Genomic DNA, 21,640 nt, shown 5'->3' on the forward strand with positions numbered 1-21,640 from the left:
GGGGCGTGCGGGGTCAGAGCGGATGCAGAACGGGGCAGGGTTCGGCGGGTAGAACCTGCATAGGGACACCATAAATTTTTGCAAGGTTATCAGGCGCTAAAAGCACATCTTTCGATCCTTGAACGATGACTTTCCCACGGTCCAGCGCGATCACATGATCGCAAAACCGCAAGGCCATATTGACGTCATGCAATACGATCACGACAGAAATGCCGCGCGACTTGGCGGTGTCTGACAAGAGCCGCAAAACCTCGATCTGATGCGCGATATCCAAGGCCGAAATTGGCTCGTCAAGCAACAGGGTGCGGGCCTCCTGCGCAAGCATCATAGCGATCCAGCCGCGCTGACGCTCGCCACCGGACAACGTGTCTACCAGTTGCCCCTCAAGCCCCGCGAGGCCGCATTGCGCCATCGCCCCGTCAATCAACCGATGGTCCTCCGCTCCCAGCCGCCCAAGCGCCCCACGCCAAGGGTAGCGCCCGAGCCGCACCAATTCACGCAGGGTCAGCCCCTCGGTCGGTGGTGTGACCTGCGGCAGAAAGGCCAGATCCCGCGCCAGATCGCGGCCGCGGCGTTTGGACAAGAGCCTGTCGCCATAGAACAGCTCTCCCATGCTGGGTCGTGTCTGGGCGGCGAGCAGTTTCAAAAGCGTGGATTTCGACGAGCCATTGCGTCCGATGAGCGCGGTGACGCCGGGCGCGATGTCGAGGGTCATATCCTCGATCAAACGTCGCCCCGGAACATCGAAGCTGACATGCGCGAGACGGAATACGGGAGGGGTGTCGTCAGTCATCGGGATCTCCGTATCAGGGCAATGAACAGCCATGGCGCGCCGATCAAAGAGGCGAAAAGCCCCAGAGGCAGGTCATAGGGATAGCTTGCGGTGCGCGCGCCAAAGGCGGCAAGTGTCATCAAAAGCGCGCCCAGGGCCCAACTTCCGACCAGAAAGGGCAGGGGGCGAATAAGGCCAAGGCTGCGCGCGAGATGCGGTGCCATGAGGCCCACGAAGCTGACCGGGCCGACGAGGATGCTTGCGGCTCCGGTGGCAAGCCCCACGCCCAGAACCAGCACGAGCCGGATTTGCCCGACCCGCAGCCCCAGACCTTTGGCAATCGCACCGCCCAGAGGCAGAATGTCAAACCAGCGCGAGACGGTCATGAGAAGTCCCAGACCGATCATGGCCATGGCCGCCAAACTGAGCGCGCCCAAGGGCGTGGCGCGAGCCGCACTTCCGGCCATCCAACCCAAAAGGCTCCAGGCGCGCGGATCGCCGGATGCCATGATCGCAGCGATAAGCGCGGAGGCAAAGGCCCCCACAGCGAGCCCCGCCAGCAATAGCCGGGCAGGTGCCATCTCCGCACGGGCGGCAAACAGCGCCAGCGCAATGAGCGTCGCCATGCCACCGCCTGAGGAGAAAAGCGCGAGCATGAGTGGCGAGGGTGCGGGCAGGGTGAACAGCGCCAAGGCATAGCCAAGGGCTGCGCCGCCTGTGACGCCAAGGATCTCGGGGGCAGCCATAGGGTTTGCGGTCAGGCGCTGAAGCACCGCGCCGGAACTGGCCAGCAAAGCGCCTGCGGAGGCGGCGGCGAGGATGGTGGTGGCTCTGAGCGGCAAAAAGTTCCGAGCGACCTCGCCGGAGATCAGCCCCCAGCCGTCAGGCCCGCGTCCACCGAACAGGGTGACAAGCGCGACCATGAGCAGGAGGCCCATCACAAAGACCACGCGGCGGATGGGATGGCGCGCGCGTCTGGGGGCGAAATCCGCCTGTTCGGCCTCGGGCGGCACGGTGCTGCGCATCCGGGGCAAGAGCGCGATCAAAAGCGGCCCACCGATCAGCCCCGTAAGTGCGCCCGTGGGCAGCTCCGGCCCGCCGAGGCTTGCGAGCCCCAAAAGCGCGCTGTCCACGACAGACAGCAAAAGCGCCCCAGAAATGGGTGCGGCGATCAACAAATGCGGTACGGTGACGGCCCCCATGCGGCGCGCGATCGCAGGGGCGGCCAGACCGACAAAGCCCACAAGCCCGACCTCGGCGGAGACGGCAACCGCAAGGCAGACCGCAATCGCAAGGGCGATGACACGCAGGAGGCCGACCCGCGCGCCAAGCGCCTTGGCCGTCGCGCCGCCCAGTGAGAGCAGGACGAGCGGGCGGGCGATCAAGGCACTCAGTGCGGCCCCGATCAAAAGCGCGACCGCAAGGTGGCCAACGCCGTGCCAGCTGTCTTGCGTAAGCGCGCCGCCGTTCCAGATCACCAGCGACAAAAGGTAATGCCCCTGACCCAACGTGATGGCTGTCGCAATCGAAGACGCGCTCATACCTACGAGCATCCCCGCAATGGTCACGGTTACGGGCGCAAATCCGCGCCGCGCGCCCAAGGCCATGACGAGAGCTGCCGCCAGCGCACCGCCCAAAAGCGCCACGGGGCCGCGCCCGATGGTAAGCAGTTCCGGCCAGAGGATGGTGGCAGAGACAAGCGCCAGTTGCGCGCCCGATGAGACGCCCATGGTGGTCGGGTCCGCCAAGGGGTTGCGCAGAACGGCCTGCAACAGAGCGCCCGCCAGTCCCAATAGCGCGCCCGCCAAAAAGGCGACGACCGCGCGGGGCGCGAGGCCGTAAGCCAAGAGGATTTCATCGGGGCGCAGTATGGCGGGGTCGTTGAAAACCCCGCTCCAATCCGACAAGGGCAGTGTCGTTGTGGCGGCGATCCCCCAAAGGAGGGCGGAGAGCGTTAGGATCGCGGCAGGCAGGCGGAACGTCATGTGGTGAGCGCCTCGGTCAGATTGTCGGCGAAATAAAGCGCGGAGGGCGCGCCGCCAAAGGGGTTATTGTCGGGCAAATGCACAAGACGTCCCGCGCGCACGGGCGACAGAGCCCGCCACAGCACACTGTTCTCAAGCGCCTGTCGCGCCGCCACGGGAACGGGGCCGACGATGACAAACTGCGCCTCGGCAAACTCCGCCAGCCGGGTCAGCGGAACGGGCGCGTTGAACCCGAATTGCGTCCCCTCTCCCCAGGCATTGGTGAGGCCCAGAGCGGCAAGGGTGCTGCCATAGAGGCTGTCCGCGCCGTAGACCTGCACATGGCGGGCATCGCCAAAGGAAAACAGCAGGGTGGGGCGGGTGATCGGGGCGAGCGTTTGCGCGTGGTCTTTGAGGCGCTCTTCATAGCCCGCGCGAACCCTGTCCCCTGTGTCGAAACCGAGGGTTTGGGCCAGTTCGGAGATGACAGAGAGCGCCTTGGGCAGAACGGGTTCCCCGGCCACGAAGAGCGGGCGGGAAAACACCGGCGCCACACGGGACAGCTGCGGTTCGACAAAGCTGTAGTAATTGGACGATAAAATGAGATCGGGACGCGTGAGGCTGAGCGCTTCGAGATTGGGCGCGCCGCGCAGGCCCAGATCACGGATGCTCGGGTCAAAGGTCATGGCGCTGGCCTCTTTGAGGCGCGTCAGTTCGGCGATGGCGACAGGTGTCAGCCCGAGAGCCCGCGCGGTTTCCGCCATTGCCCAATCAATCGCGGCGATGCGGGGCACAGGTGAGGCCAGAGCCCCGCCCACAAATGATCCCGCCACGAGAGAAGCTCCCGTGGCGAGAAACGCACGACGTGTCGTGCCGGAGTGCGGGCGATTTACCATTCTTTGGTGAGCGTCGCCGCGAAAGTGCGGCTGTCGCCATAATAGGTGGAGAAATAGCCAACAGAGGAGATATAAACCTCATCGGTGAGGTTGGTCACGTTGAGCTGAAGCTCGGTGCCATTGCTGAAGTCATAGGACAGGGCTGCGTCGAACAGGGTGACGGCATCAAGGTCATATGTATTGGCGTTGAACGCGTAGCGATCTCCGATGTAACGCGCACCTGCGCCCAGGGTCAGACCGGACAGCGGCCCATCGAGTACCTCTTTGGCGGCCCAAAGCTTGAACGTATGTTTCGGCGTCAGACCCAGTTCATTGCCGTCATTGTCGCCGCCGATGATTTCGCTGTCGGTGTAGGAATAGCCGCCAGTGACGCTCCAACCGTTGCCGAGATAACCACGGCCTTCAAGCTCCAGCCCACGAATGCGCGATTTGCCGACCTGATCGTAGACCGTGACATTGGCATCGTTGAGGACATAGACCGGGCGGTTCTTCTCATCGAGCTGATAGAGGGCTGCGGTGAAATAGGCGTCCAACATGGCCGGCAGATATTTCACGCCAACCTCCCATTGCTCGCCAGTGGTCGGATCAAGCGGCTCGCCATCGTCGCCCGGTTCCGCAAAGCTCTGGAACGAGGTGCCATAGGACAGATAGGCCGAGAGACCATTGTCCCAGACATAGCCAATGCTGGCCTGCCCCGTGGTTGCGCTGTCGTCGCGGGTCAGATCGGTGTAGCCCGGACTGCTGCCATCACCGGGAATGTCGTAGAGCGTTTCGGATTGGCCTTTGGCGGAGTTCCAGTCGTGGCGCAGCGCCAATGAGGCGCGCCAGTTGCCATAATCGACCTCGTCAGAGGCGTAGATCCCGAGTTGTTCAACCGTAACGGATTTGTCGGCGGTCCATGTGGTGCCGTCCTTGACGGCGGTCGCGTCGCCGTAATCCGGATCGGCATAGTCGATGCTATCCTGTCCGTAATAGAACACGCTGGTGGCATCTTCATGGAAGCGGCGTGCATCCATGCCGAAGGTGAGCGCATGGGTGATATCGCCGGTGTAAACCTCACCCTCAAGACGCAGATCGGTGGCGATGGACCAGACATCTTCGTCCTGTTCCAAAAGCGTGCGCCCGACTTCTGTGCCCGTCACGGAGCCAACTGAGAGGTTGGAATAGGACCAGTCGAATTTGGTCACGCCGGTGTTGTTGAGGATGCTCCAGCCATTGCCGAGATCATGGGTGATCTGCATGCCGAGGTTGAGCACCTTGCGGTCGCCATCTTCGAGCGCCTCATTGCCAAAATAGAAATCGCGCAGGTCCTCGTCCGGGTAAAGCCCGATTAGCCCATTCGGTACGCCGGAGGGCGAGGAGGGATTGTCATTTTGATAGGACATCAGGAATTCGACCGTGGTCATCCCGCTCGGCTGCCATTTGGTCGCGACACCAAGATAGGCACCGGGGTTGTCGTACTCGTCGATGGCCAGCACGCGGTTGCCGGTCTTGCCGGTGATATGGTAGGAAAATTCGTCATTCACCACGCGGTTCGCATCACCAAAGACATAATAGGAGCCGTTGCTGTCGATATAAGCGCCGGTTTCCGTGCTGTCACCATCGGTCTGCGCGCGTTTTTGCACGAGATTGACCAGCCCCGCGAGAGAGCCTGAGCCATAAAGGACCGAGTTCGGGCCGCGCAGCAATTCGACCCGTTCCATGCCGTAAAGCTCAAGTGACGGCGCGCCGTAGCCGGGGTTCGTTGAGCGGCTGAACTGCAAGCCGTTCAGATAGATCTGGTTCTGAAGATCGGCACCGCGCACCGAGATTGAATCAAACCGCGGGTCGGCGCCGTAGGCTTCGGTCACGACACCTGCGGCATAGCCCAGAGCCTCGGAGAGGTTGTTGGCGGAGGTGTCTTCGATCTGATCCGTGGTCACGACCGTGATCGAAGAGGGCGTTTCCGCCAGCGAGCGCCCGCTTTTGGTCGACGCACTGGTGCCCGCCGCATAGCCCACGACGGGGCCTGTCGGGTTCTCTTCGGATTGCACGAGGATCGGTTCCAGCTCCGTCACCTCTTGTGCGTGAGCAAGAGGGGCAGTCAGAGCAAGAGCGCTTGCCCCCAGCATAAGCGAAAATGTCGACTTCATAGGCTTCGGTCCATTTTTGAATTTTCCGAGTCTTTACGTCAGCCATTGGACGGGCGTCTTGAACGGACACGCCGCGATTTGTGCGTGTCTGTCGTTCAAAACGTAAAAGATGAACCGAGGGCGAAGTTTATCCGTCTTTCTGGGGCTGGGGCAGCGCCACCGGGTCGCCTTGGTGGCTGCGCCGCCATTGCGAGGGCGTCAGACCGACATGGCGGCGAAACGCCCGCGACAGATGCGACTGATCGGCAAACCCGGTGGCAAGCGCCACATCGGCAAGCGGCAGTCTGGCGCTGTGGCCCATCAGATGTTGCGCGGCCTGAACGCGTTGTTCGGCGATCCAGCGAATGGGCGGCTGGCCGGTTGTGGCTTTGAAGGCGCGGCTGAACCAACTTTCTGACAGGCCCACCACCTCCGCCAGTTCCGCGACCGAGACGGCGCGGTCGAGATGGCGATGCAAATGCTGATCGAGCGCCTGCATCTGATGTGCGCTGAGGCCACCGGAGAGCTGCGGGCGTGCGCGATCTGTCGGTGTGTCGATCAACTCTCCGAGCAGGGCCTGCAAAAGACCGTCCAGCATCATCTCGCCACGCCGGGGCGTTTCCACCTCGCTGGCGGCCAGCCGCGCGATGGACAAAAGCGCCTCATTGTCGGCGACAAACCGAGCCTGTTGCGGGACACGCACGTCGACGGTCTGTGCGCGCGCCTGAAGTGCGCCCGCCTCCAGATGAAAGTCGATATGACTGAGCGGTTGGCCCGTGCCGAGACGGCTCCAAAGCGGCACGCCAGCGGGGACGAACATCGCCCGTGTGCCGATATGTTCCATGCCATGTTCAGAGGTTCTGAGCGCCATCGCGGGCGTGACCTCGTCGAGAAAAACCACGATTCGTGGATCTGGGGCGACATAAAAGCCCCCGCCGCCGCGTTCGCCATGCACGTGCCAGACATCGGCAATCGCCCCTGAAAGGGTGCGGAACGCCAAGGGCTTGAGTGTTCTCAGATCACGGGTGCGCGCGTCCATGCGAGGACGGAAACTCCGTGCAGAAGGGGAGGCATTGGAAACAGGCATGGTGTGGAGGATATGCGTTGCGTTTCACAAAATCTGACAAAAAGTATCGGAAATGTCAAATCGCCTGTGTGTACGCTTCCACACAATCCTATGTGAGGAGACCTCGTTCGATGCATGCCGATCTCAACGGCGCACTTTCTGACCGGCTCTTAGTAGGGGGCACATAGCAGGGGATTGATGCTGATGATGCCTGTGAGTGGCAGTTTCTATGGGGTGCATATGAGGGCTTGTTCGGCCTTGCCAATTTGGCGAATGCGATACCAACCATTGGTTTTGGTGCCAGTCTTCTTGCGACGGCTTGGCATTGTCTTGCGTCGTGATAGCATCTGCCTGTAAAAGGATGTCAGACCTTCCGCACAGCTTTCGTGCCTGTTTCTTCAGGTGCCGTCGCCAACACCATGGGGTCGCCAGGCGTTCAGGGGTGTGGAAAAATTGGAAAATCATGCGGTGCAAAGCCTTTTCCTGTCCCACCGGCGGGAGTTGGAGCTCTATCTTACGCGCAAAATGCAAGACCCTGAGGTAGCTGCAGATTTGACCCAGGAAACATTCCTGCGCTTTATGCAGCGTAGGAATGACTCTGAGGCGGTAATCGATAATGTGCGGTCCTATCTCTACCGGATCGCTCACAATCTGATGGTGGATTACCTTCGCCAACAAGGACGTGCCATGGTCGAAATGCCGGGGCCGGAGTTGCTGGAGCATGTGTCTGATGATCGTCCTGATCAGGAACAGACCACTTTAGGACGAGAAAGAGTGCAACAGCTCGTGTTCGCGCTCAAGGATTTGCCGCAACGCAGTCGGCAGGTGTTTATCCTCAACCGGATCGAGGGGCTGAGCTATCGCGAGGTCGCGACCCGGTTGGAAATCTCGGAGAGTTCAGTGCAAAAGCATCTGGCCAAGGCGCTTTTGCATGTCTCCCGGCGTCTTGCCGAGACGGAAGATATACCGGGCGGGGCTGGAGGCATTCAGGGGCATAGGCGAAAACAATGATGATTTTACAAAAGGCTTATCGGATTTCTGCGCCGCGCGCGTCTTATAAGCTGCCAAGCGCCTGTACCAAGAAGAGCCACACGTGACTGTCGAACATATGATATCAGAAGATCCGGAGGCCGAAGCCGCCGAATGGGTGATCCGTTTGGGGAATGCCGAGCTCTCTGCGCAAGCGCAGGCAGAGGAGGAGGCCGCGTTTCAGGCATGGATCAATCGCGGGCCGTTGCAGCGGGCTGCCTTTGAGCGCGCGCAGGCACTTTGGCATGAGCTTGGCCTGCTGACGGCGAGCGACCTCTCGGATGACCCTCAGGAAGAGGTCAGGACGCCACAGATGGCGGCTCAGGCTTGGACGCATGCGCATGGGCGTCGGTTTGCGCAGACCATTCTGGCTTTGAGCTGTATGATCCTGATGGCCGTGGTCGGAACTGTCTTCTGGTATGGCAATCCGTTTGTTCTGATGCAGGCCGATTATGTGGCCGGGCGCGGTGACATGAAGGTCGTGGAGCTGCCGGACGGGAGTCAGGTGGAGCTTGCCTCTGACAGCGCGATCAAGCTGGCTTTCAATCAGGATGAGCGGCACATCGACCTGTTGCGGGGGACGGCATATTTCATTGTCAGCCCCATGACCGAAGCGGAGCCTCGTCCCTTCACGGTCATGGCAGAGGGGATGGAGACCACGGCGCTGGGGACACAGTTCATGGTCGAGATAACTCCCGATGACATGTCGGTGCTGGTGACAGAACACAGTGTACGTGTCGCGGCCGGGACGGATCAGGTGACGCTTGCTGAGGACCATAAGGTGCATTTCGAACCGGATACGGGATTTTCACAGATCGAAACCGGCACGAGTGAGTTCGAGACCGCATGGCGTCGGGGTCTGTTGATTTTCGATGATCAGCCGCTGAGCGAGGTGGTCCGGGAGTTGAACCGCTATCGTCACGGTAAGATCGTGATCCGCAACGAAGAGCTTGCGGCGCGTCGGGTCAGCGGAGTGTTCGATATTAAGAAAATCGGTCAGGCCGTGGACCGGATTGCCAGCGACCTTGATCTGAGCGTGTTCCAAATTCCACCGATGGTGACCGTGATCTATTGAGCAACGGACCCGCAAGGTTTTGAAATCCCGCTTAGAATAAAAATGTTCATTTTCTTTTACTGAAATACCTGACTGATTTCGTCTTACTTTGCGACGGCTGATGAAAACAGCTCGGGAACGCCTGAATAACAGGTGCGTAAAGGACGGGACATGACGAGAAATTTTGATATTCAGAATGCTTTGGAAGCCACGCGAAAACCGCAGGAAGCGCGCCGTGGTCTGATGAAAACGCTCACCAGAACCGCGAGCCGGGTGGCGATCTGTCTGGCGCTGACGGCACCTTGTTCGGTCTCGATGGCCGTGGCTCAGGGCGCATCTGCCAGCCAGACACTCGCATTCGATATCCCGGCGCAGTCGCTTAATCGCGCCATCCTGAGCTTTGCCAATCGGGCGGGCATTCAGGTGCTGTATGACACCAGTGCTGTGTCCGGCCTGAAAAGCGCGTCCGTCAGCGGCACGATGACAGCGGATCAGGCGCTTGCACGGCTTTTGAGCGGCACCGGGATCAGTTATCGTTTCACCTCGCCGAAAAGCGTATCTCTGATCCTGCCGGAAGCGAGAGGCGCCTCTGATGACGGCAGTGTGATGCTTGAACAGATTGTTGTGGGGGGCGAACGCGCCGATGGGCCGGTTGAGGGCTACATAGCCGAACGCAGTGCCACAGTGACCAAGACCGATACGCCGATCTCTGAGACGCCCGGTTCTGTGTCCGTGGTCAGTGCCGATCAGGTCGATGCGCAAAGCGCGGGCAGCGTGGTGCAGGCGCTGCGTTATTCCTCTGGTGTAAACGCCGAGGTGCGCGGCTCCGCGACCCGCTACGACATCCCCTATATGCGCGGTTTCGGTTCCCCGTCGGAGTCGGTGCTGTACGCCGATGGCCTGCCGCTTTTGCGCGGGTCGAGCTATTCGATCCCGCAGATCGACATCGCCGCGATCGAGCGGGTGGAATTGCTCAAAGGGCCGTCTTCCTCGGTCTATGGCGGCACGCAGGCCGGAGGTCTGGTCAATGTGGTGACGAAACGCCCGACAGAGATACCGCAGGGCGAGGTGTCGTTGAGCTATGGCAGCCATGACAGCAAAGAGGCGACCGTCGATCTCTCCGGTCCTGTCGCGGACAGCGAGACGCTGAGCTATCGGTTTGTTGGCCATGTGAAAGATGCGGACACGCAGATCGAACATACCAAGGAACGGCGTCTGTTCCTGAACCCCTCGCTCAACTGGCACCCGGATGCGGATACCGAACTGAACCTGTCTCTGAGCTACACCAATGATCCCGAGGGTGGCTATTATGGTGTCCTGCCCACCTATGGCTCGGTCTATGGTAACACGGGCTACGATGATATTCCGAGCGACTTTTTCGACGGCGAGCCGACGCATGATAAATTTGAGCGGGAGCAAATCCTGCTCACAGCTGATTTCTCGCATCGCCTGTCTGAAACATGGACGTTCAATGCCAAGGCCAGCTATATCGACCTGTCGGTGGATACAGAGTCGGTGCTGCCCTATGCGCTCGTGGGCTCGACAATCAATCGCTACACATGGGACACGCAGGAAGATCTTGATGGGGTGGCTTTTGACACCAACCTTTTGGGCGAGTTTGCCACGGGGGCGGTCGAGCATGATCTTTTGCTGGGGCTGAATATCCAGCGGATCAACTGGGACTATCAGGCGCAATACGGTTCAGCGCCAACGATTGACTATCTTGATCCGGTCTATGGCCAGACGGTCAGCGATCCGGCGGAATATGTCGACCAGTATCAGGAGCAGACACAGGTCGGTCTTTATGTTCAGGACAAGGCCACCATCGGCAATGTCGATCTCTGGGCGGGCATGCGCTATGACTATGTTGAGACCGACACGCTCAATCGTCTGACCGACAGCGATGAAAACGTCAGCGATGAAGAGCTGAGCGGGCGTCTGGCCGCCGTCTATAATTTCGACAGTGGTGTGTCGACATATGCCAGCTGGTCCACGTCTTTCCTGCCCGTGTCCGGCACCGATACCGGCACCGGCGAGGCGTTCGAACCGCTGACGGCGGAGCAATATGAGATCGGGGTGAAATACGCGCCTGCGAATTTCCCGGGGCTGTTCTCGCTGGCGATCTATGACATCACGCAAGACAACACGATCACCTCGAACACGCTCAATCAGAAATATCAGAACGGCAAGACCGAGGCGCAGGGCATTGAATTCGAAGCCAAATTCGCACCTTTGCCGAACTGGAACGTGGTGACGGCCTTTGGCGTGGTCGATGCTGAGATTGTCGAGGGCGAAGGCTATGCCGTGGGCTACAGCCCGGTCGGTACGCCGGAGAAAACCGCCTCGTTGTGGAGCGACTATGCCTTTGATCAGGGGGCGCTTGCCGGGCTCACGCTGGGGGGTGGCATCCGCTATGTCGGCAGCTCCACGGGCGGTTTTGAGAGCGACGGCTCCCGCATTCGCGTGCCGGGCTATACGTTGGCTGATGCGATGGTGAGCTATGATCTGGACCGGCTTGGCGACCGTTGGGCGGGGACCAATCTGCAACTCAATGTCAGCAACCTCTTCGACAAGACCTATTTCACCTGCCTGAGCAACAATTTCTGCAACTACGGCAATGAGCGTGCGGTGTCTCTCAAACTGACGCGGAAATGGTAAGCCATGGCTGTGACGGAACAGATTGAAATACAGGACGGCCCGTCTCAGGCCGCCTTGCTTCTGGCGTTGACCACGCTTTACATGAGCTTCGGTGCGGTGCTTGGTCTTATTCAGGGGGGCTTGCCCCCCATGTTGATGGCTGCGGGCATGGGGCCGGGGGCTGCGGGGCTGGCTTATGGGTTTTACATGCCTTTTGGCCTCGCGTTCCTCTGGGCCGCATGGGTGGATCGCTGGGATATCCCGGTGCTGTCGCGTTTCGGAGCGCGGCGGGGCTGGATCATCGCCACACAGGCGCTGACCATTCTGAGCGTCGTCGCCGTTGCTTTTGTTCCATCCAACGCCATCGGCGCTTTGATTTCGTTGGGCTTTCTGGCGGCGTTCTCCATGGCGACGATGGATTTGGCACTTGATGGTCTTGCGGTTGAACGGATTTCCAAGAAAAGCCGGAGCTGGGCCGCGGGGTTGAAACTGGCGGCGCTGGCTTCGGGGTCAATGTTCGGCGGCGGACTTTTGGTCGCACGGTTTGAGGTCTGGGGACGTGAAACGAGCTTTCTGGTCCTCGCGACACTGCTTGCCGTGCTGCTCATTCCGGTTCTGCTTTTGACCCTGCCGGAGGTGCCTAAACAACAGGGCAGGGCAAAGGCTAGTCTTATACACCTGTTCAAACAGCCCGAAAGCCGCAGGCGGTTGATCCGTCTGATCGTGATCTGTGCGATCATCTTTCCGGCCAGCGGTCTCAACCGGCTGATGCTGGTGGCGATTGGCGTGCCGCTGAACGAGATCGGCTGGGTCGTGGGCACACTCGGCCCGCTGGGCATGATCGTTGCCTCGGCGCTGGCCATTCCGCTGATGAACAAACTGGGGCACCGGCGCAGCCTGTTGATCTTCGGGGCGATCAGCCTTGTGGCGATTTGCTTGATGCTCTGGGGTGTGGTGTCGGGAAGTGTTTTGCCCGCCATGACCGGGGCCGTGGTGATCGGCGGTGCTGTGGGCGGGATTTTCGTGATCTATGCGGCGATGATCCTCGGTTGGGCCAAGGGCGCGCAGCCGGTTACCGATTACGCCGCCTATTACGGGATCGGTCGTTTCATCGCAGCGGTCGCCATGCTGCTTTCAGCGCAACTGGCGAAATACATCGACTGGACATGGTATTTTGCCGTTTTGGTGGTGCTCTTTGCGCTGCTCATGCTGCATTTCAACAGAAAGGTGGACACATGACCTCCGACACTTCCGAGCCGATCCTGCAAGAGACGCTGCCCGACCTCTTTGACATCAGCGACTGGCCCGTCGCCCGTATCCGCTTCCCGCAACTGGGCGAAGAGGACCGGGTGGGGCGGTTTGCCCGTGGCATGGACATGCTGATTGCGTGCGATCAGCCGTTCAGCGTGATCTGGTATGTGGCGGATCATGATCCCGAAGATGAGCCGCGTGAGGATGACCGTGCGGCGCATATTTGGCTGAAACGGGTGCGCAAGGATCTGGACAGGCTGGTGCAGGGTTATGCCTATGTTGTGCCGAACCAGAAGATGCATGAAATTCTTCATGAGCGCGTGGAAAAGGTGGCGTCGAAGCTGTTCAGCTTCCCGATCTTTGTGACGCGCGACGACGCGGCTGCCGTGGCGCAGGCGAAATCATGGGTGGAAGGACTGAGCAAATAGTGTCAGCCTTCTAATAGGATTTGTCTTTGCTTTGCTAAAGCGTTTCTACTTAAACCTGAAACAGGGTTTGAGCAGAAACGCGGAGCAACGTCCAAGCGGAGCGGGCGTTTCGACTTTCTGTGATAGATCAAGTTAAAGTCGAAACGCTTTAAAGCGTTGGTATGGCTCTGTCAGAGGAACTTGTCTTGAGCGGTTCATGGCAGCCTCGCAGCCTCGTGCTATGATCAAACGTTCTCCCTTTCGCACTTCAAGGCGAGCCGGGAAATCATCCGCCTGGCAGTTATCCTGCACGTTCGGTTCCCACTCTCGCTCCGAAATGTCGAAGATTTGCTCCAGACGAAACCCGATATCCTGATCTGGCGTGCGGGGCAGGTTGTCCATGTGACCGACACGAAGTGGAAGCGGATTTCCTCCCGCATCGAGGATCGGAAACAAGAAGTTTCCCAAGGTGACGTCTGTCTGATGATGGTCTATGCGCACCTGTACAAAGCCCCGCGACTGATGCTGCTCCACCCGCACCACCCCCAAAGTACATATACGCCGATCCCCATCACGGCCCATCTCACCCGTGGATGATCTTGCCCAGCATGCCGGTTTTCCAAAGATATTGATGCGCTAGGGCCAAAGACACATGAATCGGGATCAGGGTCCAGAACAGCGGTTGGATCACATGGGTGTGCAGCGCCAGGGCCAAGGGCATTTGCGCGTAATGGGCGAGCAGGCCGGTGAGCGGCATGGCGAAGAAGAACAGGTAGAAAATCCATTGTCCGGTGCGCGCGAAGACGCGGAAGAACCACGGGGCGCCGAGCGGTTCCGGTGGAACGCCAAAGCCGAGGCGGAGAAACAGGCGCAGCACCGCCAGCATCAGGACGGCGAGGCCGATGACGATATGGGCGGAAACCGGACGTTCTAAACCGGGCAGGTTTAGATGCCACATCTTTTGCGGGAACAGGAGGTTGAGAAGGATCAACGCCACCATCGACCAATGGAGAAGCCGTTGGGGCAGGGAGAAAGTGTCGGGAAGCTCACGCATCGGGTCGCCTGTGGATTGCCTGTTCGAGTCTGACGGTTCCACAAAGATATATCTTTGAAGTATCTTTGTGGAATTGATTTGGCGCAAACTCTGAAATCACGCTTCTGTGTGCAGGGGAGGAGAGGGGGGCCACGCTTGACGACGCCCTTTTCCTGTTTGCGCGCTTCCCGGCCTGCGCCCGTGCCACAAACCGCCCGCAATCTAAGCGCAGACGCGGGGCAATCGGGGGCAAGCGGCGGGGTGGTGTTTTCCTTGGCGCGAGATCAACGGAATCGCCTTGCACGATGGGCTTTGACCGCCTAGAAGGGCGACTGATTTATCCGGTCGCCTTTGCTGCGGCCTGACTGGACGTACAGACGTACAAGATTACAGACGTACAAGACGTAAGAAGGACGCCAAGATGCAGGTCACCGAGACCCTGAACGAAGGTCTGAAGCGCGGCTATCAGATCACCATCACCGCCGCTGAACTTGACGAAAAAGTCAACGCAAAGCTCAAAGAAGCTCAGCCTGAAGTCGAAATGAAAGGCTTCCGCAAAGGCAAGGTGCCGCTGGCGCTGCTCAAAAAACAATTCGGCCCGCGCGTTCTGGGCGAAGCCATGCAGGAAACTGTCGATGGCGCGATGAACGATCACTTCGAAGCCTCTGGCGACAAACCGGCGATGCAGCCGAACGTCACCATGGAAGGCGGCGAAGAGTGGAAAGAGGGCGACGATGTCGTCGTCACCATGACCTACGAAGCCCTGCCGCAGATCCCGGAAGCCGATCTCTCCACCGTGACGCTCGAAAAACTCGTCGTCAAAGCGGGCGCTGACGAGATCGAAGACGCTCTGAAAAACCTCGCGGCCACCGCGCAGAACTTCGAAGACAAAGACGGCGCAGCGGAAGATGGCGATCAGGTCGTGATCGACTTCCTCGGCAAAGTCGATGGCGAAGCTTTCGACGGCGGCGCTGCTGAAGACTACCCGCTGACCCTCGGCTCCGGCTCCTTCATCCCGGGCTTCGAAGAGCAACTCGTTGGCCTGAAAGCCGGCGATGAGAAAAACGTCGAAGTGAAATTCCCGGAAGAATACGGCGCAGAGAACCTTGCCGGCAAAGACGCTGTCTTTGAATGCAAAGTGAAAGCCGTCAAAGCTCCGGCCGAAGCCGCGATCGATGACGAGCTGGCCAAGAAATTCGGTGTCGAAGACCTCGAAACCCTGAAAGGTCAGATCACCGAGCGTCTCGAAGCTGAATACGCTGGCGCTGCACGCGCAATCATGAAGCGTGGTCTTCTCGACCAGCTCGACGCTGTTGTCTCCTTCGAGCTGCCGCCGAGCCTCGTGGAAGCGGAAGCGAAACAAATCGCGCACCAGCTGTGGCACGAAGAAAACCCGGACGTGCAGGGCCACGATCACCCGGAAATCGACGTGACCGACGAGCACAACACGCTGGCTGAACGCCGCGTGCGCCTCGGCCTGCTGCTGGCTGACATCGGTCAGAAGCAAGAGATCCAAGTGTCCGACGCCGAGTTCACCCAAGCGGTCATGACGCAAGCGCGTCAATACCCGGGTCAAGAGCGTCAGTTCTTTGAATTCGTTCAACAGAACCCGCAGATGCGTCAGCAAATCCAAGCGCCGCTGTTCGAAGACAAAGTCGTCGACTACATCGCTGAAAACGCTCAGGTGACCGAGAAAGAGGTCTCCAAAGAAGAGCTGGAAAAAGCTGTCGAAGCGCTCGACGAAGAATAAGATAAGCCCGCAAAGGGCATCTCGCTTTGAGCGAGGGACAGGAGGCCGCTTCCGTGTAAGGAGGCGGCCTTTTCTTATGTTCTGAGGCGTCTTGTGGGGACGGGCTGCGGGAAAAGATCAGGCAAAGAAAAAGGGGGCTCTGCCCCCTCGCTGCGCTCACCCCCGGGATATTTCCGGACAAAAGAAGCGTTTAGCTTCTCAACCCCGTCTCATAAAGCAGGCCTTGTTTCTTGGCCTCGTAGTAATAGCCGCGGGCGTACCAGCCCATCGCGCCGTCGATATCGCCGCCGGAGACGAGATAGGCGCCGCGCAGGTATTTGCCCGCGTATTTCAGATTCACATCCGCATCGAGCAGGTCTTTCGCCTCGCCCTTGAACCCCATGGTGCGGGCGGTCTGCGGCAGGATTTGCAAGAGGCCCCAATACGGCCCGTTGCGCGCCTCCGGGCGGTGTGTGCTTTCGCGGATGGCCTGACGATGCACCAACTCGCGCGGGATCTCGTAATAGTCGGCCCATTTGTTGATCTGGGCGCGCAGCTTCGGCGTCTCGTTCGGGTAAAGCGGCGGGTTGAAATCCCGGCCACGGGAGACTTCGGCCTTATTGCCACAGGCGGCGAGGGCGAGGGCGGACAATAGAAACGTCCGGCGGGCGAGGGCGGTCATCGGCAAGCTCTTGAAAAATTGAACTGAGTTTATGGACCATGTTTTGCGGCGCGTGCCAAGGCTGGTGTTCTGTGGGGAGCAAAAGCTTGCTCATGCTCTGCTTGTGGGAGCTGGCCAAAGAAAAAGCCCCGCCGGAGAGGGCGGGGCTTTCCAATGTCGGTGCAGAAAAGAAGATTACTCTTCTTCTTTGTCCTCGGCGACTTCGACCAGGTCGGAGTCGTCGTCGGAAGCCGCGCCGCCGATGTCGTCGAACAGTTCGGCGATTTCGAATTCGGCTTGTGCTTCGGCTTCGGCAGCCAGTTCCTGGATGGATTTGCCTTCGGACTGAAGCTCAGCTTCTTCGGTCGAACGAGCGACGTTCAGAACGATGGTGGCTTCAACTTCCGGGTGCAGGATCACGTGCACTTCGTGCAGGCCCAGTTCTTTGATCGGCGCTTTCAGGGCAACCTGTTTGCGATCGACGGAGAACCCACCGGCGGTTGCAGCTTCAGCCGCGTCGCGCGGGGTCACGGAACCGTAGAGGGAGCCAGCGTCGGACGCGGAACGAATCACGACGAATTTCTCGCCGTCGAGTTTCGCAGCCAGAGCTTCGGCTTCTTTTTTGGTTTCGAGGTTGCGGGCTTCGAGCTGAGCTTTCTGAGCTTCGAAAGCTTTGATGTTGGCGTCAGACGCACGCAGCGCTTTTTCCTGCGGCAGCAGGAAGTTGCGAGCGTAGCCGTCTTTGACGGACACCACATCGCCCATTTGGCCAAGTTTGGCCACGCGTTCGAGAAGGATAACTTCCATTGGATCTACTCCTTACTTCACAGCGTAGGGCAGCAGGGCGAGGAAACGGGCGCGTTTGATGGCGCGAGCCAGCTCACGCTGTTTCTTCGCAGAGACTGCGGTGATACGGGACGGAACGATTTTGCCGCGCTCAGAGATGTAGCGCTGCAGAAGACGGGTGTCTTTGTAATCGATCGCGGGAGCATTGTCGCCGGAGAACGGGCAGACTTTGCGGCGGCGGAAAAACGGTTTAGCGGCCATAGGTTAGGTCCTTTCTCTCAAGATCAGTGACGGCGACCGCGGCGCTCTTCGCGCTCGTCGCGTTTCTGCATCTGAACCGACGGACCTTCGGCGTGTTCGTCGACCTTGATGGTCAGAACGCGCATCACGTCGTCATGCAGGCGCATCAGGCGTTCCATTTCCTGAACGGCTTCCGACGGAGCGTCGGTGCGCAGGAAGGCGTAGTGGCCCTTACGGTTTTTGTTGATCTTGTAGGCCATCGTTTTGACGCCCCAGTACTCGTGCTCGACGAGTTTACCGCCGTTGTCGGCGAGGACGGTGCCAAAATGTTCGATGAGACCTTCGGCCTGCGCGTTGGAAAGGTCCTGACGCGCAATGAAGACATGCTCGTAAAGCGGCATGGTGACTCCAGTTCATGTTCAAGCGCATTTCATAGGACGGGCATTTGGCCTTTTTCGCGGCCCGACCACGAGAGACTGCGCGGTTCATAAGTTCATGCGAAAAGGATGCGCCTTTATACGCATCTTGAGCTTTGGCGCAAGGGTGAATTGCGGCGCCGGAGCAAGCCTGTTTCGCGCTGAGCTAACCTATGCAAAACCATGTGGAAATTCAGTGTTTCGGGTTCGGCTACATTTTCATGCGGATGGCCTGAAATCTCCGTCAGGAGGCCACAATCCCGCCCAGATTAACGAAGATTACTCAACTTCAAGTGGACGATATAATAAGAATGAGGAAAGACGGGAATGCCCCATTCTTCCGGACAACATAGCGCGCTCCAGACCGGACATCAGCCTGACGCCTCACAGCATGAAAAAGGTGTGATTTCGCGGCAGGACCAAGGCTGGGGCTATAGCTTGGTGCGGTTGGATGGAATGCAGCACCTGCGGGCCAGATGTGAGCGCCTGATCCGGCTGCTTGCCATCCTCTGTTTCGTGGCCATGGGCGGGCTCTGGCTTCTGCCGGGGGCAACTTTCTCGCTGTCCGTGATTGGGATAAAGGCCGCGCTGTCGATCTCGCTTGGCTTGGCCGGTCTGGCCTTCGGACATCTGGCAGAGCGTGGTCTCACGCGCGAAGTCCAGATCGACCTGCAACGCTTTCAGGTGCGTGTGGTTTGGCGCAATCGCAAATCCGACACCCGTCTGATCACCGTCGTGGCTTTCGAGGAGATCGGCTCTGTCTTCTTGCGGCGGGTTGCGGGGGCGCGTGGTTTGAGTGCCTTGAATCTGCGCTATGGCCGTGATGGGGATATTCTGCCCCTGTTAACGGGCGAGGAAGGAGTTCTTCGTGAGGTTTGGGCTGACCTGAATATGGATCTGCGCCCGAAAAGCGCCGCCCAAGTGCGGCCGCAGCGGGTGATGCAGCCCAAGAATCGCAAACACGCCGCCCAAATGCCGAGCGCGCAATCTTCCTCCGCAAAGCCCGCGACCCGTACCCTGCCGCGCGCATTCCGCTAAGCCTTCCTTTACTTTTCATCTCTTGAGGCTCGTTTCGGCGGGCCTGCCTGCCGCGCGAAACCATCTGTCGCCTTGCCGTGCGGGCGTCGGACCGTTAGACCCGTGTCCGACAGAGACTGACATGTGGAGGGCGGGCATGACGCGCGCATTCGTGTTCCCGGGCCAAGGGGCCCAGACAATCGGGATGGGCAAGGCCTTGGCCGACAGCTACCCGGAAGCAAAAGCCGTTTTCGACGAAGTGGACGAGGCGCTTGGAGAAAAACTCTCCGCGCTGATCTGGGACGGCGACATTGAAACCCTGACGCTGACGCAGAACGCCCAGCCCGCGCTGATGGCCACGTCGCTGGCCGCGATGCGCGCGCTTGAGGCCGAAGGGTTCGCCGTGACGGACGCCGCTTTTGTCGCCGGTCACAGCCTTGGCGAATATTCCGCGCTTGCTGCGGCTGGCGCTCTGAGCATCGCCGACACCGCGCGCCTTCTGCGCACCCGTGGTCAGGCAATGCAGGCGGCCGTGCCGGTCGGCGTTGGCGCGATGGCTGCGCTTTTGGCTCTCGATTTCGCCGCCGTGAAAGAAGTGGCCGAAGAGGCCGCGCAGGGTCAGGTCTGCCAGGCCGCCAATGACAACGATCCGGGGCAGGTTGTGGTCTCCGGTCACAAAGAGGCCGTTGAACGCGCCGTTGAGATCGCCAAGGAGAAAGGCGCGAAACGCGCTGTGCTTCTGCCGGTGTCTGCACCGTTCCACTGCGCATTGATGGCCCCCGCCGCCGATGTGATGGCCGAGGCGCTGGATGATGTGGATATTTCGGAACCCTCCGTGCCGCTGATCGCCAATGTGCGCGCGAGCGCCGTGACCGATCCGGCGCTGATCCGTTCGCTTCTGGTCGAACAGGTGATCGGCTCCGTGCGCTGGCGCGAATCTGTGGCCTATATGGCCGAGCAGGGCGTGACCGAGATCTGGGAAATCGGCGCGGGCAAGGCGCTGTCGGGCATGGTGCGGCGGATCGAGAAATCCATCGCCTGCACCGCCATCGGCACGCCGGACGACATCGCGAAACTGAAAGCCTGACACGAAAGCGTTTCTACTTAAACCTGAATCAGGGTTTGAGCAGAAACGCGGAGCAACGTCCAAGCGGAGCGGGCGTTTCGACTTTATGTGAGAGATCAAGTTAAAGTCGAAACGCTTGAGGCCTGAACCTCCGGGGAAAAAGAAGGGGCGCTGCCCCTCACCGCGCCAAAACGGCGCGGCTCACCCCGGGATATTGAGAGACAAAAGAAGCCGAGCGCTTCGGGAGAGAGTAGAGAATGTTTGATCTGACTGGCAAGAATGCACTGATCACCGGCGCCTCCGGCGGCATTGGCGGCGCAATCGCCAAGGCGCTTTACGAGGCGGGCGCAACGGTGGCCCTGTCCGGCACGCGGGTTGAGCCGCTTGAGGCACTGGCCGCAGAGCTTGGCGAGCGCGCCCATGTGCTGCCCTGCAACCTGTCCGACAAGGAAGCCGTCGAAGCGCTGCCGAAACAGGCCGCCGAGGTGATGGGCTCCGTCGATATTCTGGTGAACAACGCCGGGATCACCCGCGACAACCTGTTCATGCGCATGTCCGACGACGAGTGGGAGAGCGTGCTGAACGTGAACCTGACCTCGACGATGAAACTGTGCAAAGGCGTGCTGCGCGGCATGATGAAGGCACGTTGGGGCCGGATCGTGAATATCTCGTCCATCGTCGGCGCCACCGGCAATCCGGGGCAGGGCAACTACGCGGCCTCCAAAGCCGGTATGGTCGGCATGTCGAAATCTCTGGCCTATGAGGTCGCGACTCGCGGCATCACCGTGAACTGCGTGGCCCCCGGTTTCATCGCGACTGCGATGACCGACAAGCTTACCGATGATCAGAAAGACAAGATCAACGCGCAGATCCCGGCAGCCCGCATGGGCACCCCGGAAGAGATCGCGGCGGCGGTGCTTTATCTGGCCTCTGCGGAGGCGGGCTACACCACCGGCACGACGCTGCATGTCAACGGCGGAATGGCGATGCTCTGAGCCATTGAATTCCTTTCCCGACGTGGCGTCACAAAACATTTGCCACTGGGAAGGATTGTGGTAAGAGCAGCGCAGATTGTGCCATGGTTGCCTAAGCGACCGTGGGTGTGTCGTATCTATGGGGTTGAAAAGCCCTGATACTGGCGGCATGTAACTTGAGTGGCCCGAGGGCCAGAGCGAAAGTGGGCATCGGGCCCCAAATTGTGAGGAAAGACTATGAGCGACATCGCAGATCGCGTGAAAAAGATCGTTGTCGAGCATCTCGACGTTGAAGAAGACAAAGTGACGGAAACCGCGTCCTTCATCGACGATCTGGGCGCTGACAGCCTCGACACCGTCGAGCTGGTCATGGCATTCGAAGAAGAGTTCGGCATCGAAATCCCGGACGACGCTGCTGAGACCATCCAGACCTTCGGCGACGCGGTGAAGTTCATCACCGAAGCTTCCTGATCGATTAGGTCGATCTGCTCCTTTTGGAGCAAGGTTTTAGAAACGGTGCGGTCGAAAGAC

At 59.7% G+C, this 21,640-nt stretch carries 20 protein-coding genes and 1 pseudogene; 11 read left to right on the forward strand and 10 right to left on the reverse strand.

What is annotated here, in order from left to right:
* Nucleotides 1-13 precede the first annotated feature (13 nt).
* The 5 genes from ACYBHZ_RS05965 to ACYBHZ_RS05985 form a co-directional block, all read right to left on the reverse strand.
* Nucleotides 14-793: an ABC transporter ATP-binding protein gene (locus tag ACYBHZ_RS05965; RefSeq protein ID WP_460273329.1), complete on the reverse strand. Its 780-nt coding sequence runs from the start codon at nt 791-793 to the stop codon at nt 14-16.
* Nucleotides 790-2,757 (reverse strand): Fe(3+)-hydroxamate ABC transporter permease FhuB, encoded by a 1,968-nt coding sequence (gene fhuB, locus ACYBHZ_RS05970; protein WP_460273330.1) that lies wholly within the window; start codon nt 2,755-2,757, stop codon nt 790-792. The genes ACYBHZ_RS05965 and fhuB overlap by 4 nt, the downstream gene beginning before the upstream one ends.
* Nucleotides 2,754-3,569, reverse strand: coding sequence for an iron-siderophore ABC transporter substrate-binding protein (locus ACYBHZ_RS05975; RefSeq protein ID WP_460273331.1), 816 nt, complete (start codon nt 3,567-3,569; stop codon nt 2,754-2,756). Before ACYBHZ_RS05975 ends, fhuB begins: the two co-directional genes overlap by 4 nt.
* Before the next feature lie 56 nt (nt 3,570-3,625).
* Nucleotides 3,626-5,764, reverse strand: coding sequence for a TonB-dependent siderophore receptor (locus ACYBHZ_RS05980; protein WP_460273332.1), 2,139 nt, complete (start codon nt 5,762-5,764; stop codon nt 3,626-3,628).
* A 127-nt stretch (nt 5,765-5,891) separates the two neighbouring features.
* Entirely contained in the window at nt 5,892-6,782 is an 891-nt protein-coding gene (locus ACYBHZ_RS05985) for a helix-turn-helix domain-containing protein (RefSeq protein WP_460273334.1), read from the reverse strand.
* A gap of 495 nt (nt 6,783-7,277) precedes the next feature.
* On the opposite strand from ACYBHZ_RS05985, the gene ACYBHZ_RS05990 reads away from it, so the two are divergent.
* From ACYBHZ_RS05990 to ACYBHZ_RS06015, 6 genes and pseudogenes are all read left to right on the forward strand, one after another.
* On the forward strand, nt 7,278-7,820 hold the full coding sequence (locus tag ACYBHZ_RS05990) for an RNA polymerase sigma factor (protein WP_460273883.1): 543 nt from the start codon (nt 7,278-7,280) through the stop codon (nt 7,818-7,820).
* A gap of 82 nt (nt 7,821-7,902) precedes the next feature.
* Nucleotides 7,903-8,913, forward strand: coding sequence for a FecR family protein (locus ACYBHZ_RS05995; RefSeq protein ID WP_460273336.1), 1,011 nt, complete (start codon nt 7,903-7,905; stop codon nt 8,911-8,913).
* A gap of 150 nt (nt 8,914-9,063) precedes the next feature.
* The gene (locus ACYBHZ_RS06000) at nt 9,064-11,550 is read left to right on the forward strand and encodes a TonB-dependent siderophore receptor (RefSeq protein ID WP_460273338.1); all 2,487 of its coding nucleotides are present in this window, start codon (nt 9,064-9,066) and stop codon (nt 11,548-11,550) included.
* A 3-nt stretch (nt 11,551-11,553) separates the two neighbouring features.
* Nucleotides 11,554-12,768, forward strand: coding sequence for an MFS transporter (locus ACYBHZ_RS06005; RefSeq protein WP_460273339.1), 1,215 nt, complete (start codon nt 11,554-11,556; stop codon nt 12,766-12,768).
* Nucleotides 12,765-13,208, forward strand: a complete 444-nt coding sequence (locus ACYBHZ_RS06010; RefSeq protein WP_460273341.1) for a hypothetical protein — start codon at nt 12,765-12,767, stop codon at nt 13,206-13,208. The genes ACYBHZ_RS06005 and ACYBHZ_RS06010 overlap by 4 nt, the downstream gene beginning before the upstream one ends.
* Nucleotides 13,209-13,428: 220 nt before the next feature.
* Nucleotides 13,429-13,784, forward strand: a pseudogene (locus ACYBHZ_RS06015) (5-methylcytosine restriction system specificity protein McrC).
* Here ACYBHZ_RS06015 and ACYBHZ_RS06020 read toward each other — a convergent pair.
* Nucleotides 13,771-14,241, reverse strand: a complete 471-nt coding sequence (locus tag ACYBHZ_RS06020) for a cytochrome b (protein WP_460273342.1) — start codon at nt 14,239-14,241, stop codon at nt 13,771-13,773. The pseudogene ACYBHZ_RS06015 and the gene ACYBHZ_RS06020 overlap by 14 nt on opposite strands.
* 400 nt (nt 14,242-14,641) lie before the next feature.
* Here ACYBHZ_RS06020 and tig point away from each other — a divergent pair, with 400 nt between their 5' ends.
* A complete protein-coding gene (gene tig / locus ACYBHZ_RS06025; protein ID WP_460273343.1) occupies nt 14,642-15,970 on the forward strand; it encodes a trigger factor in 1,329 nt (442 codons plus the stop codon).
* A gap of 190 nt (nt 15,971-16,160) precedes the next feature.
* Here tig and ACYBHZ_RS06030 read toward each other — a convergent pair whose 3' ends face one another.
* From ACYBHZ_RS06030 to rpsF, 4 genes are all read right to left on the reverse strand, one after another.
* A complete protein-coding gene (locus tag ACYBHZ_RS06030) occupies nt 16,161-16,631 on the reverse strand; it encodes a lytic transglycosylase domain-containing protein (RefSeq protein ID WP_460273344.1) in 471 nt (156 codons plus the stop codon).
* A 174-nt stretch (nt 16,632-16,805) separates the two neighbouring features.
* Nucleotides 16,806-17,417, reverse strand: a complete 612-nt coding sequence (rplI, locus tag ACYBHZ_RS06035) for a 50S ribosomal protein L9 (RefSeq protein ID WP_460273346.1) — start codon at nt 17,415-17,417, stop codon at nt 16,806-16,808.
* A gap of 12 nt (nt 17,418-17,429) precedes the next feature.
* Nucleotides 17,430-17,657 carry a 30S ribosomal protein S18 gene (gene rpsR / locus ACYBHZ_RS06040; RefSeq protein WP_005852865.1) on the reverse strand — a complete coding sequence of 76 codons (228 nt, stop codon included), beginning with the start codon at nt 17,655-17,657 and terminating at the stop codon, nt 17,430-17,432.
* 23 nt (nt 17,658-17,680) lie between these two features.
* On the reverse strand, nt 17,681-18,037 hold the full coding sequence (rpsF, locus tag ACYBHZ_RS06045) for a 30S ribosomal protein S6 (protein WP_460273347.1): 357 nt from the start codon (nt 18,035-18,037) through the stop codon (nt 17,681-17,683).
* Nucleotides 18,038-18,379: 342 nt separating this feature from the next.
* Here rpsF and ACYBHZ_RS06050 point away from each other — a divergent pair, with 342 nt between their 5' ends.
* From ACYBHZ_RS06050 to ACYBHZ_RS06065, 4 genes are all read left to right on the forward strand, one after another.
* A complete protein-coding gene (locus ACYBHZ_RS06050; RefSeq protein ID WP_460273348.1) occupies nt 18,380-19,090 on the forward strand; it encodes a hypothetical protein in 711 nt (236 codons plus the stop codon).
* A gap of 136 nt (nt 19,091-19,226) precedes the next feature.
* Nucleotides 19,227-20,156 carry an ACP S-malonyltransferase gene (gene fabD / locus ACYBHZ_RS06055; RefSeq protein WP_460273349.1) on the forward strand — a complete coding sequence of 310 codons (930 nt, stop codon included), beginning with the start codon at nt 19,227-19,229 and terminating at the stop codon, nt 20,154-20,156.
* Between the two features lie 236 nt (nt 20,157-20,392).
* The gene (gene fabG, locus ACYBHZ_RS06060) at nt 20,393-21,130 is read left to right on the forward strand and encodes a 3-oxoacyl-[acyl-carrier-protein] reductase (RefSeq protein ID WP_460273350.1); all 738 of its coding nucleotides are present in this window, start codon (nt 20,393-20,395) and stop codon (nt 21,128-21,130) included.
* Nucleotides 21,131-21,346: 216 nt separating this feature from the next.
* Nucleotides 21,347-21,580: an acyl carrier protein gene (locus ACYBHZ_RS06065; RefSeq protein WP_009571390.1), complete on the forward strand. Its 234-nt coding sequence runs from the start codon at nt 21,347-21,349 to the stop codon at nt 21,578-21,580.
* Nucleotides 21,581-21,640: the final 60 nt, after the last annotated feature.

This window comes from Celeribacter sp. ULVN23_4, assembly GCF_054788345.1.